Source organism: Pseudomonas sp. FP597, assembly GCF_030687435.1.
In the GTDB taxonomy this organism is placed as follows: Bacteria; Pseudomonadota; Gammaproteobacteria; order Pseudomonadales; family Pseudomonadaceae; genus Aquipseudomonas; species Aquipseudomonas lactucae.
In genome coordinates this window covers 2,491,710-2,504,628 of record NZ_CP117432.1, presented here as the reverse complement: position 1 = coordinate 2,504,628, position 12,919 = coordinate 2,491,710, and the positions used below count along the sequence as shown (strand labels likewise).

Genomic DNA, 12,919 nt, shown 5'->3' with positions numbered 1-12,919 from the left:
CATCCGCACTACTACGCAGGCGTCTACGTAGTTTTACTGAGACGCACGGGAGTCGCGATGCAACTCAAACATAAAATCGTCGCACTCGGGATACTGCCGTTAGTGTTGGCCATCGCGGTTATTTGCGCGTTGGTCATCTCCTTGAATAGCCAGTTAGGTGACCAGCAAGCCCGTCTGATTGAAGACAGTATCCTGGCCAGCAAACGCGCAGAACTGAAAAACTACGTAGCCATGGCGCAAAGCCTGATCGCGCCGCTGTATAACGACGGCGCAGGCGACGAGCAGGCGCAGCGCCAAGTGCTTGAGGAACTGCGCAAGCTGAGCTTTGGCATCAACGGTTACTTCTTCGTTTACGACCACGCGGGTCGCAGCCTGATGCATGCGCGTCAGTCGGAATTGGTGGGGCAGTACCTGTGGGACATGAAAGACCCGCACGGGTTGCCCGTCATCCAGGCCCTGTTCAAAAGCGCCCGATCCGGTGAAGGTTTTCAGCGTTACGCCTGGAACAAACCCTCCTCCGGCCAGGTCACCGACAAGCTCGCTTATGTGATCATGCTGGACCGCTGGGGCTGGATGCTCGGCACCGGCATTTACCTGGAGGATGTCGAGCGCGCCACTCAGCAGGCCCGCGACGAAGTGGCCCAGGGCATCCGCAAAACGATGCTGGCCATTGCCGTCGTGGCGTTGGTGGCGGTGCTGCTGGTATTCGCCGGCGGCATGGCGCTCAACGTCAGTGAGCACCGCCTGGCCGACAAAAAACTGCAGCGCCTGAACCGGCGTATCGTCAGCCTGCAGGAAGAAGAACGCGCCCGCGTTTCCCGCGAGTTGCACGACGGTATCAGTCAGTTGCTGGTTTCGATCAAATTCCAGTTCGAACTGGCCGGGCATGTGCTTGAGGGGCCGGAGCCGAGCAAGGGCCTGGTAATTCTCAGGGAAGCCACGCAGCGGCTGGGGAGCGCGATTGGCGAAGTGCGCAGCATCTCCCACGACCTGCGCTCTTCACTGCTGGACACCCTGGGCCTGCCGGCCGCCATCGATCAGCTTGCCGGGGAGTTTGAACAACGCAGCGGCCTGGTAGTGAGCTGTGAATGTGAGGGCATCGATTACCCACTGCCGCAAGGGGTGGCAGACGCATTATTTCGGATCCTGCAGGAAGGCTTGATGAATATTGAGCGGCATGCCCACGCCACGCACGTCTCGATCACCCTGCTGGCGACGGACCTGGAGTTGAAGTTGACGATCATGGATGACGGCGTCGGGTTCAACGTGCTCCAGGTACTGCGCCGCCACAATGGCATTGGCCTGCGCAATATCCGCGAGCGCGCCGAGCATTTGGAGGGGCAGCTGCAGCTGACTTCAGCGCCAGGCAGAACCACACTGGACGTCCTGTTACCGATGAAAAAACCCGGCAACAATACCGTTTGATGACGTCACCAAACAGGAAAAACACATTGATGAAAGTGCCAGGTCGCATACGTATTGGATTGGTCGACGACCACTCGCTGGTTCGCGACGGCATCAAAGCGTTGCTCGCCATCGTGGACACCGTCGAGGTGATCGGCGAGGCCGAGAACGGTCACGAGGCGCTCAATCTGGTCGAACAGTGCCAACCGGACCTGTTGCTGGTGGATATCGGTTTGAAGGACATGAACGGCCTTGAACTGACTCGCCGGCTCAAACAACATTCGCCTGCGCTCAAGATTCTAATGCTCAGCATGTACGACAATTTCGAATACGTGAGCGAATCCATTCGCTGCGGTGCCAGTGGTTATGTGCTGAAAAACTCCCCTTCAAGGGAAATCATCGCGGCCATTGAAGCCATCGCCAGTGGCGGCACCTTTTACAGTGCAGACATCGCGCAAAAGCTCATCGCCGATAAAGACACCGACAAAGAACTGACCCCTCGCGAAAGCGAGGTTTTGTACAAGATGGTTCAAGGCATGAACAACAAAGAGATGGCCCGCGATCTGGACATCAGCGTGCGCACCGTTGAAACCCATCGGCTCAGTATTCGGCGCAAACTCAACATCGACAAACCAGCAGCGTTGGCGAAATACGCACTGGACCACGGGCTCGTCTCGCGCAGTCGAGAATGAACATCGCAGCCCCGAGCTACAGGCCCTGTGCCGATGCGCGCACGTCGCTGGGTGTGCGCCCATAGTGCGACTTGAAGGCCCTGGCGAAATGCGCCTGGCTGGTGAACCCGTGGCGGTAGGCAACTTCAGCAATATCCAGCCCGCAACCCTGCGACTGGCTTAGCAGACGGAACGCGCCCTGCAAGCGTTTTTCCAGAATAAACCGATGGGGCTGCGTATCTTCCAGGGCAAACAGCCTGGCCAGGTGTCGGGTGGAAACCCCGGTTTGAAGCGCCACCCGCTCGCAGCTCAAGGCAGGGTCGGCCAGTTGCTCAAGGATGCATTGCTTGGCGGCCAACAGGTAGGACGCACTGAGGGCGTTGATTCGGCGATTACCCATCTGGCCGGCGATGATAGTGCCCAACAGGTCGAGGGCATCCTCTTGATAGCTGTCGGCCCCTTGGCTGAGCGGCCGCTCGAAAAAACCGCCAGTGCGCTCACTCAACGTGCGCAGCAGTAACCGTTGGGTACCGGTGTGTGCGCTGATCTTCACTGCATTGTCAAAGCGGCGCAGACAGTGGGAGGCGAACACGTCTTGAGGAATATCGAAGATGAATTTGTGCATCGAGCCGGAGAAACCAAACAAGTAAGGTTTGTCGGTGCGATACACCATCATCTCGCCCGGTTCCAGCAGATGGCAGTTGCCGTTCTGAAAGAAAAACGACGCGCTGCCCATGACCAGCGATACGAAGACCGACTCCTTGGGCACCGTGCGAACCATTGAGCCGTCACGCTCGATGACGTGTTGGTTACCGACAATATGCGCCACCCGCAGACGGTCCAGGCTCAGGTTGTCCTCCCGCGCGCTGAATCCGGTTTCGCTGAAGGAAGAGCACTTCAGGCCGACCAGTGTCGAGGCGTTGTACTGCTCCCAGAATGCCACGCGCTGATCCTGAGGAAGGTCGTCGGTACTGGCACGCTGAGTATCGAGCAAGGGGGCGGATCGAGGCATTTTTATTATTCTCGTTTTTATTGACCGCTCGGCCCCGCGCAAGGCGGATTACGGGGCCCGCAGAGCCCCATTAACCGCCGACCCAGGCACGCTGTCAATCAATAGCCGATACAAAACCACAGCGACCGATGAACTGAAAACATCCGTCCGATACGGACAACAATCACGTCGGTTTCGATCAAATCGCCGCGTGTTTTTCCCCCTAGAGTGGGCCCTGTATTCCAACAATCAGAGGCCCAACATGCCCGAATTAGCCCGCAACGAATTTTGGAAAGACCTGCAGCCTATCGCGAACTGCTTCAAGCCCGACGCCAAGCCTGAGGTTTACCTGCCGAATGCCGCCAGTGATGATCTGCGGCTGTACGTGCCCTTCACCGAGACCGTTTCTTCGCGTCCCCTGTGGATCTCCCCCAGCGAAAACCGCTGGTGCGACATTTTGATGTCCAGCCGTGCAGGCCTGGTCAATCGCCACTACCACCCCCATGAAGTGTTCGCCTACACGCTGTCGGGCAAGTGGGGCTACCTGGAGCATGAGTGGACCGCCACGGCCGGCGACTTCGTCTATGAGACGCCCGGCGAAGGTCACACCCTGGTGGCCTATGAGCACGAGGAACCCATGCGCGTGTTTTTCATCGTCAAGGGGCCGCTGATCTGGCTCGACGATCAAGGCGAGTCCACCGGCTACTTCGACGTGCACTCCTACATTGCCCTGTGCCGTGAACATTACGAAAAGGTCGGCCTGGGGGCTGATGCAGTGGACCGTCTGTTCCGTTAAACCCCGTGCTACGGAGAACCACCATGGCTCACAACAATAATAAAGCCAGTTATGAGAATACCCTGCTCTGCGTGTTGTTCCTGACGTTCGGTTTTGTGTTTTTCGACCGCCTTGCCCTGTCCTTCCTGTTTCCGTTCATGGCTAAAGACCTGCAACTGAGTAACAGCCACCTCGGCATGTTGTCTTCGGTGCTCGCATTGGCTTGGGCCATTTCGGGCACATTGGTCGGTGCGTGGTCAGATCGCCGAGGGGTGCGTAAACCGCTGCTGATTGCGGCGGTTATTCTGTTTTCCCTGTGCTCGGCCCTCTCGGGGCTGGTCTCGGGATTTCTCAGTCTGTTGCTGTTTCGCGGCATCATGGGGTTGGCCGAGGGGCCGATCCTGCCGTTGTCCCAATCGATGATGGTGGAGGCGTCATCGCCGCATCGCCGGGGCCTGAACATGGGCTTGCTGCAAGGCTCGGCAGCGGGTCTGTTGGGCGCGGTGATCGGCCCGCCGGTGTTGATCGCCCTGGCCGAAGCCTATGGCTGGCGGCATGCGTTCATTGTATCGCTGCTGCCCGGGCTGCTGATTGCCTGGTTCATCTGGCGCTATGTGCGTCAGGATGAACCCCACCAGGCTCCGGCAACTAATGCCAAACCCACCGGGCACCGGCTGGCATTGCTCAAGAGCCGCAACATCGTGCTGTGCACATTGATCAGTTGCGTGTTTCTGACATGGTTCGTGATCCTGATCTCCTTTACCCCGACGTTTCTGGTCAGCGTCCGCGGTTACAGCGCGCCGAGCATGGGCACGATCATGAGCTGCCTGGGTGCGGCATGGGTTGTATGGGGATTTGTGGTGCCGAGCACTTCCGACCGTATCGGCCGCCGTCCGACGCTGGTGCTGTTCTCGCTGGTTGCTGCCTGCTGCCCGATAGCCCTGCTATTCGCGCCTTCGCCGATGATACTCGGCATGCTGATGGTGCTCACCTTCACCGGGCTTGGCTGCTTCACGCTGTTCATGTCCACCATTCCGGCTGAAACCGTCCCGCGTGAAGTCATGGCTACGGCGCTGGGCATGATCATGGGCGTTGGCGAACTGGTGGGAGGGTTCGTGGCGCCGACCATTGCCGGGTTCGCCGCCGATCAGTTCGGGTTGTCGATTGTGATGTGGATCTCCTGCGGCGGCGCCTTGTTGGCAGCAGGGCTGTCCCTGCTGCTCAAGGAAACCGCGCCTGGCGTGCTGCAACGCCGATCAATGCAAGCCTGCACACAGCGTGCGTGATCCGGGATCACCACGCTCCTGCATTTACTCATCACAACAACAATAAAATGAGTCTCAGACCATGCACCCTACTCTTCGTTTGTGCGCGTTTTTGTTCCTGGCGTTTACCTACCCCCCAGCTTGGGCACAGGACCGTGAAGGTCCACTGGCCGGCCTGGGCGAGCAATTGGCCGGCTACGGCATCCAGCCCCATGTGCAATTCACCAGCCTGTCGATGAAAAACCTCGACACCGGCCCGCGCCCCTACAGTTTCGGCAACAGTGGCGACCTCTATATCGGTGCCGACGTTAACCTCGCCACGCTCGGTGGCCTGGACGGCGCAGCCCTGCATGTCGAACAGACCGTCTTTATCCTCGATAACGGCACCGGCCAGCCTACCGCAAACAAATGGCAAGGTGCTGCCGGCAGCTATTTCGCAGGCGCGCCGCTGCACAACGACATCGCCAGCAACCAGCTAAGCCTGTTGACCTACGAACAGAAATGGCTCGATGGCCAGCTTGATATGCACATCGGCCGGACCAACGGCCGGCGCTACTTCTACATCTATAACTGCGAAACGGCGGTCACCTGCACCGACCCGATCCTGGACGCATCAAGCGGCATGCTGCCACCGCCCTTCGGTGCCTGGGGTGGCTACCTCAAGTATCAGGTGAGCCCAAGCGTTTACGTGCACGCCGGTGCATTCGAATCCAACCCGGTGGATTACCTGAAAAAGCGCAAAGGCTTGGATTTCAGCACCGACGACGCGAGTGGCACCAGCTTTCTGGTGGGTCTGGGCAGCAAGCCCGGCGATGACACTACCCAGTACGAATTGAATGCGTACTTCAACTCTTCCAGGCAGGTCGACCCGCTGACGGGCGCCAGCGACCACGGCACCGCCGGCGGCTTCTTCAAGTTTCGCCAGACCCTGTGGCGCGGCGGGCAACAAGGCCTGCAGGTATTCGGTTCACTGTCAGCAGCGGCCGATAATAAACAACCTTTCAGCCATTTCGCCGAAGCCGGTCTGACTTACCTGGCGCCCTTTGATCGAGCGCAGGACAAGCTCAATCTCAAAACCAGCTACCTGCAAGTCAATTCCCATCAATTGCAGTTCCAGCAACGCCTGCGCACGGCGGCCGGTGGCGATCCGGAATTGGGCGAGCGCAATGTGTACGCCGTGGAAGCCAACGGCCATTTTGCCCTGACTCGCAACCTGTCCATCGAACCGAGCATCCAATACATCATCAACCCGGACAATTTCTACAACCCAGGCGCGACGCAATTGAGCAACAACGGGTTCGTGGTGGGCCTGCAAGTGGCGCTGGATATCGGCTCGGTACTGGGCCTGTGAGCATGCGGTTTGAATAACACTTTTACTCAGTTCATGAGGTAACGATGACTATGTTCAGCAGCACTCTGTTTGAAGGCAAGGTCGCGCTCGTCAGCGGCGGCACCTCGGGAATCGGCCAGGCGACCGCCGAGTATTTGGCTCGGCATGGCGCCCGCGTCGTGGCTATCGGCTTGGGTGCCGATGCGACCGTGGTCGCCGATGGGGTTCGGCTCGATCTTCGCGAGGTTAACGTCACCGACGATGATGCGCTCAAAGGCGTCATTCAAAGCCTCGACCGCCTGGATATTCTGGTGCCCGCCGCCGGGGGCACGCTGGGCGAAAAGGAGATGGAGTGGGAGGCCTTCAACCAGGTGCTGTCGGTGCAACTCAACGCCGTCTACCGTCTGATCAATCTGGCGCACCCCCTGCTGGCCAGGCAAGGTGGTTCGATCATCAACATTGCGTCGATGTTCTCCTATTTCGGCGGCGGCAAACTCGTGGCCTACTCAGCTGCCAAGGGGGCAATCGTACAGATCACCAAATCGCTGGCCGAGGCGTACGCTCCGGATCACATTCGCGTCAACGCGGTGGCACCGGGCTGGATCACCACACCATTGCTGGCGAAAATCGATGATCAACCGAGGATTGACCGTCTACTGTCACGCACCCCTATGAAGCGATTTGGCAGTGCCGAAGAGGTCGCCAAGGTGATTGCGTTTTTAGCATCGGATGCAGCGTCGTTTGTAAATGGCGTGATTCTGCCCGTTGATGGGGGCTATCTCACCACAGCGATCTGAAGCTGACGACCAGTCAAAACGCGCCTACTCTGTCAGGCGCGTTTATTCTGTGCTTTAAAGATTAGACACGACCTTTCGCTCCCGAACTTCCGTTTTAAACATCATCCTACGCCCTACCCTCCTATCGATATCATCAACCAACTGAACGGTAGACTTTTTAACCTCCCCCCAAAGCTCAAGTATTCCTACCTATCGTCGATACTAACTTCACGGATGGACACTCTCAACTTAAGGACATCGTATGCTCCTGCGAAAACTGAACCTCGCGCCCCGCTCAGCTCTGTGTTTTGGCTTCTTCTGCCTGATCATCATCGCGATGGGATTACTCGCCTTAAGGCAAGCCGAGTTATTGAAGACTGCCGAAAAGTACGTTGAAACCAACGTCTTGCCCAGCGTAAAACTGCTGGGCCAACTAGACCGGGAATTCATAGGCATCAGAGGCAACAATGCTCGGGTGCGCAATCCGATCGAGCCTCAGGAGCGCAAAACCAAGGCGCTCAGCGACATCCAACAATCGCGGCAAGTCATCGATCAATACTTGCAGTCTTTAACAGCACTGATTGTCACGCCTCAAGGTCGCGAAGCGTTTGAACGCCTGCGTGAAACCAAGAGTGACTATTCAAAGGCGCAGGATCAGTATCTCGCCGCCGTGGCCGCGCAGCAATTGGAAACCGCCGTGTCTATCTCAAATGGGCTGATGAAAGATGCCGCCGATCGTGTCGAAGCATCACTGAACAATCTCATCAGCGTTAACGAAAACAAAGCCAAAAAAGCGGGCCGGGATGCTGATGATATTTATCAGCAAACCCAAATAATGGTAGGCGTTTTCTTGGTTGTTTCGGTGGCGGCTTCGTTACTCTTGGCTTGGCTTTACACCCGAAGCCTGACGGTGCCTATTAATGAATCATTGGTGATTGCCCGCCGTATTGCTGCGAATGATCTGAGCCAAGACTTCAATGCGACAGGTTCTGACGAGGCGGCACAACTGGTAAAAGCAATCGCCGCGATGCAGTCAAACTTACGTGATGCCCTGGCACTGATAGGGGATTCCTCCACCCAGTTGGCCGCGACCTCCGAAGAAATGCATGCCGTGACGGAGGGTGCTTCGCGGACCATTCAACGTCAAAATCATGAAATTGAAATGGCCGCCACCGCAGTCACTGAAATGAGCGCAGCCGTGGAAGAAGTCGCAGGCAATGCCGCGTCCACCTCCGTGCTGACCTCACAATCGAGCTCAGCCGCTATCGCAGGTCGTAACCAGGTTAACGAAACGGTCGCGGCCATCAACCTCATGGTCTCCAACGTCCAAAGCACCTCAGGTGAAGTGCAAGCCTTGGCAACCATGGCAACCGATATAAGCAAGGTGCTGGATGTCATCCGAGGGATTGCAGAGCAGACCAATTTATTGGCCTTGAACGCGGCCATTGAAGCTGCGCGTGCCGGCGAAGCCGGTCGTGGCTTTGCGGTCGTCGCTGATGAAGTCAGAGCCTTGGCCCATCGCACTCAAAAATCCACACAGGAAATTGAGCACATGGTCGATTCAATCCAGGCAGGCACAGGCAACGCGGTGACATCGATGAGTCAAACAAGCCTCCAAGCCAGGCAGACACTCGAAATGGCCAATAGCGCAGGTAAGGTGCTCGGCGAGATCACCGACTCGTTGAGTCAAATCAACGAGCGAAACCTGATGATTGCCACCGCGGCAGAGGAACAGGCCCAAGTCGCGCGCGAAGTGGATCGCAACCTCGTCAGTATTCGGGATTTGTCCAGCGAAGCATCGGAAGGATCAAGTCAGACGGCAATTGCCACCGCTGAACTGACGAAGCTGGCCAACGATCTCAGCCATCTAACCAAGCAGTTCAAGCTCTAGACACCCAGATGAGGAGTCCCATCGACGTGCGCTGCGGCGTCGACGGGACGCTCGCAGCACGTCAATGATTGTCGGGTTTAAACGGCCGATACAACCCTTTGCCGCTGCTCGCCAAGCCCATCAATCCACAGGTGGATTTCATCACCCGGTGACAGCCACTGCGGCAGCGGCTTCATGCCCATTCCCACACCCGGTGGCGTGCCCGTACAGATCACATCGCCCGGCTGCAATGTCATGTAGCGGCTGCAGTACGCCACGATTTGAGCCACGGTAAAAATCATGGTTTTCGAATTGCCGGTCTGACGTCGCTCACCGTTGATCTCCAGCCACATATCCAGGTTTTGCGGGTCGGGGACTTCGTCGCGGGTCACCAGCCAAGGCCCAACCGGGCCGAAGGTGTCACACCCCTTGCCTTTGTCCCATTGTGAACTTTGCATTTGGAATGCCCGCTCCGATACGTCGTTGACGACGCAGTAACCTGCAACACAGTTCAAGGCATCCGCTTCAGACACATAGCGGGCTTCACTGCCGATCACCACGCCCAACTCCAGCTCCCAATCCAGTTGGGTAGCGCCACGCGGCTGCTGGATTTCATCATCCGGGCCGTTCAGGCAACTGATGGCCTTATGAAAAATGATCGGCTCGCTCGGAATCGCCATTTGCGCCTCTTCGGCGTGGTCGCGGTAATTGAGCCCGATGGCGATGAATTTGCGCACATGCGCCACGGGCACACCGTAACGAATCCCGCGCTCGACCAGGGGCAAACTGGCGATATCCAACGTCGACAACTGCGCCAGCGATGACGGTGCCAGCACCGCGGCAGTGATATCGCCGACATGCGCGGAAAGATCGCGCACCCGCCCGTTGGCATCTATGACGCCCGGACGCTCTTTACCGCGCGGGCCAAAACGACACAGTTTCATGTGTACCTCGATTGTCTGTCTGTGGAGAAAATCCATCGCTCAAACGCGAGGGCGCTGCCCACTCTGGCGAAGCGAACCCGCCGAATTGAATAAATCCATCATAGAGACTAAAATATATTTTCTGCAACAAAATATATTTTTAGAGATTTGCCCTGTCATGAACGTTCAGCCCGCCAAAAGCCTCACGCAAGCGACCTACGAACGCTTGCGCCGTGATGTTCTATCCTGTGTTTTACGCCCAGGAGACCGCGTCAACGTAAAAGTCGTGGCCGAACGTTATGAGGCCAGTGCGGGAGCGGTAAGAGAGGCATTGTCGCGAATGGTCTCCGAGGGGTTGGTGATTGCCGAGCCCCAGAAAGGCTTTCGCATTTCTGCCGTTTCCCTGGCAGACCTCAACGACCTGACATTCGCCCGTATGGAGATAGAATCAAGTTGCCTTCGGCACGCCCTGGATAGCGGTACCCTTGAATGGGAAGCAAGCCTGATAGTCGCACATCACCGCCTCATAAGAGCTGATCAAAATGATACGGATGAATGGACGGGCGCTCATCATGCTTTTCATGAGGCGTTGGTCAGTGCCTGTCCCAACACCTGGCTATTACGTATTCGCTCGATGTTGTTCGAGCAAACCGCTCGCTATCGCGCGATGTCGATCGCCATGACCGCCACGCAGCGGGACATTAATGGCGAACATCAAGCATTGTTTGACGCAGCCATGGCCAGGGATACAACCCAGGCCTGTGAACTGTTGCAGCAGCATATCCAGACCACCTCCGTCATGCTGATTGAAGGCTTGCAAGCGCTTGCGCAGTTTGCAGAGCCTGTTTGATGACGCTCTCGACCGCTCTTGAAGCCTCATACGATCCTGGCATATTGACTGGATTGCGACGAAAATCGAGCGCTGGCAAACGGTCTTGTCCGACCAGACACGCCAGACTAGCCACTCCAAACCAAGAGGAGTCGGTATGAAAAACTCATATGTCGGCGCGGGCCTTTTTGCCCTTTCACTCATCGCAGCCACTGCATAAGCCCAGTCGTTCACGGTGCAAAGCAGCAGTGTCCAGGACGGACATTTTCAACAGCGTCAATTTGCCAATGTGTTCGGCTGCACCGGCAAGAACCTCTCCCCTGAAATTTCCTGGAGCGGTGCCCCGCCGGACACCCAGAGCTTCGTGGTGACCCTGTACGATCCAGACGCACCGACGGGCTCGGGCTGGTGGCATTGGGTGCTGGCTAACGTGCCTGCAACCGTCAATGAACTGAAGGAAGGCGCAGGTAGCGTCGGTGGTACATTGCCCGCCGGTACGCTGCAGATACGCGGTGACAACGGTATGCCCGGCTATCTGGGTGCCTGCCCACCCGAAGGGCAAACCCACAACTATGTGATCGCGGTATACGCCATGAAAACCGATAAATTGACGCTACCGCCGACGGTCACACCGGCAATGCTTGGCTTCATGGTGCCAGGTGGTTCGCTTGCCAAAGCCACGCTGACGGTACAGGGCGGCCGCTGATGCCATTCACGAACGCTTACGACGCTTTGCGCATCACCCAGCGGCCTGGGGTCGGGACCGCGGGCATCGTTCTTCAGCATGGAAACCTGGAGTTCAAGCGTTTGTATATCGAGAGCCCCATCTTGATCTATGTTGAGCGGGGCTCGAAAATCGTGCGCTGGTCAGGGGGTGAATACCTGATCAGCCCAGGCGAGGCGATTGCCGTGGCGGGTGGGCAATCCTTGGATATCATCAACCGGCTGGCCCAGGACGGCAGTTACCAGGCCCACTGGCTGGTGTGGGACAAAGCGTTGATCCAATCGAACGCTGAAGCCAATACGCACCTGGCGGCCATTCGATACGCTCAACCCATCACAGGCGAAGGTGGGCATTTTGCCGAGTCGTTCAGGCGCGCCATTGAAGCGGTAATAGACAGCACGGTGCCAGACCCTGTCGCTCGGCATCGCGTACAGGAATTGCTGACCTGGGTTGGCGTGACGGGTGGGCGGTTCGAACCGCCGCGCCTGCCGACGATGGCGATCAAAGTGCGGCAACTGATCGCCAGCGACCTGGCAAACGACTGGAGTGCGCTGGAAGTCGCCTCCACCTTTGCGCTCAGCGAAGCCACGCTGCGGCGCAGGCTCGCGGAAGAAGGCACCACGTTCAGTCGCTTATTGATCGATGCACGCATGACCCTTGCCCTGCAACTGTTGCAATCATCCGCGCAGACCGTCATGCAAATAGCGCTTTGCGTCGGCTACCAGACGCCGTCGCAATTTGCCGTGCGTTTTCGTGATCGGTTCGGCTTCCCACCCACGGCGGTCAGAGGGCATCGACGCTGATGTTGCAGACCACCAATTCAACGGGTCGGCGCCATAGCAGGCTTGAGTCCGCAAGGCACGCCGAACTCAGAATGCCATTGGCGGCGACCCACAACGAGAGCGTTGCCAAATCGCGTCTACAGGCCTTGTTTCGTGACAGGCGCCAAAGCGAATGGCCCTCATCAGTCCAGAATCTGATGCCCCGCCACGCGGAGCACAGCAAGCCCTTCGGCAAACTGATCGGCCTTGAGCAGCAGGAAGTCGCCGTCGAATGTCGACACCACAAAAACCCCAAATCCTGCTTCGCTGAGAGGGCGCACCACTGACAGCACGATACCGGTTTCGTCGAAGGCGAAAGGGCCGACAAATTGCACACAATTCCAGTCCCGGTCGATTTTGACACCTTCAGGCACTCGGCTCTGATGGCAGACAATCGACAGTTCATCGGCAGAGCGGGCAATGTTTACAAACCCGTCACCATCGGCCCAAGTCGGGATCGGGGCTTTACTGTCCAACCTGGAAATTGAGTAGCGTTCGGGTAGGACTTTAAGGCGGATGCTTTTGACCAGTTTCATAAAA

General features: G+C 57.5%; 13 protein-coding genes. 10 read left to right on the top strand and 3 right to left on the bottom strand.

Features of this window, described 5'->3' with window-relative positions:
- The first annotated feature begins 57 nt into the window (after positions 1–57).
- Both PSH66_RS11700 and PSH66_RS11695 read left to right on the top strand, forming a co-directional pair.
- Positions 58–1,425: a cache domain-containing protein gene (locus PSH66_RS11700; RefSeq protein ID WP_205489343.1), complete on the top strand. Its 1,368-nt coding sequence runs from the start codon at positions 58–60 to the stop codon at positions 1,423–1,425.
- Positions 1,426–1,454: 29 nt separating this feature from the next.
- Entirely contained in the window at positions 1,455–2,096 is a 642-nt protein-coding gene (locus PSH66_RS11695) for a response regulator transcription factor (protein ID WP_069787410.1), read from the top strand.
- 16 nt (positions 2,097–2,112) lie between these two features.
- Here the strand turns inward: PSH66_RS11695 and PSH66_RS11690 are convergent, their stop codons facing one another.
- Complete coding sequence (locus tag PSH66_RS11690; protein ID WP_205489344.1) at positions 2,113–3,087, bottom strand: helix-turn-helix domain-containing protein; 975 nt, start codon at positions 3,085–3,087, stop codon at positions 2,113–2,115.
- Positions 3,088–3,328: 241 nt separating this feature from the next.
- Here PSH66_RS11690 and PSH66_RS11685 point away from each other — a divergent pair, with 241 nt between their 5' ends.
- From PSH66_RS11685 to PSH66_RS11665, 5 genes are all read left to right on the top strand, one after another.
- Positions 3,329–3,862, top strand: coding sequence for a 2,4'-dihydroxyacetophenone dioxygenase family protein (locus tag PSH66_RS11685; protein ID WP_053121222.1), 534 nt, complete (start codon positions 3,329–3,331; stop codon positions 3,860–3,862).
- 23 nt (positions 3,863–3,885) lie between these two features.
- Entirely contained in the window at positions 3,886–5,127 is a 1,242-nt protein-coding gene (locus PSH66_RS11680) for an MFS transporter (protein ID WP_305429128.1), read from the top strand.
- A gap of 61 nt (positions 5,128–5,188) precedes the next feature.
- Positions 5,189–6,457: a carbohydrate porin gene (locus PSH66_RS11675; RefSeq protein ID WP_205489346.1), complete on the top strand. Its 1,269-nt coding sequence runs from the start codon at positions 5,189–5,191 to the stop codon at positions 6,455–6,457.
- Between the two features lie 44 nt (positions 6,458–6,501).
- Positions 6,502–7,233: an SDR family NAD(P)-dependent oxidoreductase gene (locus PSH66_RS11670; protein ID WP_078732545.1), complete on the top strand. Its 732-nt coding sequence runs from the start codon at positions 6,502–6,504 to the stop codon at positions 7,231–7,233.
- A 241-nt stretch (positions 7,234–7,474) separates the two neighbouring features.
- Positions 7,475–9,103, top strand: coding sequence for a methyl-accepting chemotaxis protein (locus PSH66_RS11665; RefSeq protein ID WP_205489348.1), 1,629 nt, complete (start codon positions 7,475–7,477; stop codon positions 9,101–9,103).
- Between the two features lie 77 nt (positions 9,104–9,180).
- Here the strand turns inward: PSH66_RS11665 and PSH66_RS11660 are convergent, their stop codons facing one another.
- Positions 9,181–10,026 carry a fumarylacetoacetate hydrolase family protein gene (locus PSH66_RS11660; RefSeq protein WP_305429127.1) on the bottom strand — a complete coding sequence of 282 codons (846 nt, stop codon included), beginning with the start codon at positions 10,024–10,026 and terminating at the stop codon, positions 9,181–9,183.
- An 85-nt stretch (positions 10,027–10,111) separates the two neighbouring features.
- Here PSH66_RS11660 and PSH66_RS11655 point away from each other — a divergent pair, with 85 nt between their 5' ends.
- From PSH66_RS11655 to PSH66_RS11645, 3 genes are all read left to right on the top strand, one after another.
- On the top strand, positions 10,112–10,855 hold the full coding sequence (locus tag PSH66_RS11655) for a GntR family transcriptional regulator (protein WP_225908546.1): 744 nt from the start codon (positions 10,112–10,114) through the stop codon (positions 10,853–10,855).
- A gap of 214 nt (positions 10,856–11,069) precedes the next feature.
- Positions 11,070–11,540, top strand: a complete 471-nt coding sequence (locus PSH66_RS11650) for a YbhB/YbcL family Raf kinase inhibitor-like protein (RefSeq protein WP_305429126.1) — start codon at positions 11,070–11,072, stop codon at positions 11,538–11,540.
- Positions 11,540–12,361: an AraC family transcriptional regulator gene (locus tag PSH66_RS11645; protein WP_305429125.1), complete on the top strand. Its 822-nt coding sequence runs from the start codon at positions 11,540–11,542 to the stop codon at positions 12,359–12,361. Before PSH66_RS11650 ends, PSH66_RS11645 begins: the two co-directional genes overlap by 1 nt.
- Positions 12,362–12,522: 161 nt before the next feature.
- Here PSH66_RS11645 and PSH66_RS11640 read toward each other — a convergent pair whose 3' ends face one another.
- Positions 12,523–12,915 (bottom strand): ACT domain-containing protein, encoded by a 393-nt coding sequence (locus PSH66_RS11640; protein ID WP_069787399.1) that lies wholly within the window; start codon positions 12,913–12,915, stop codon positions 12,523–12,525.
- Positions 12,916–12,919: the final 4 nt, after the last annotated feature.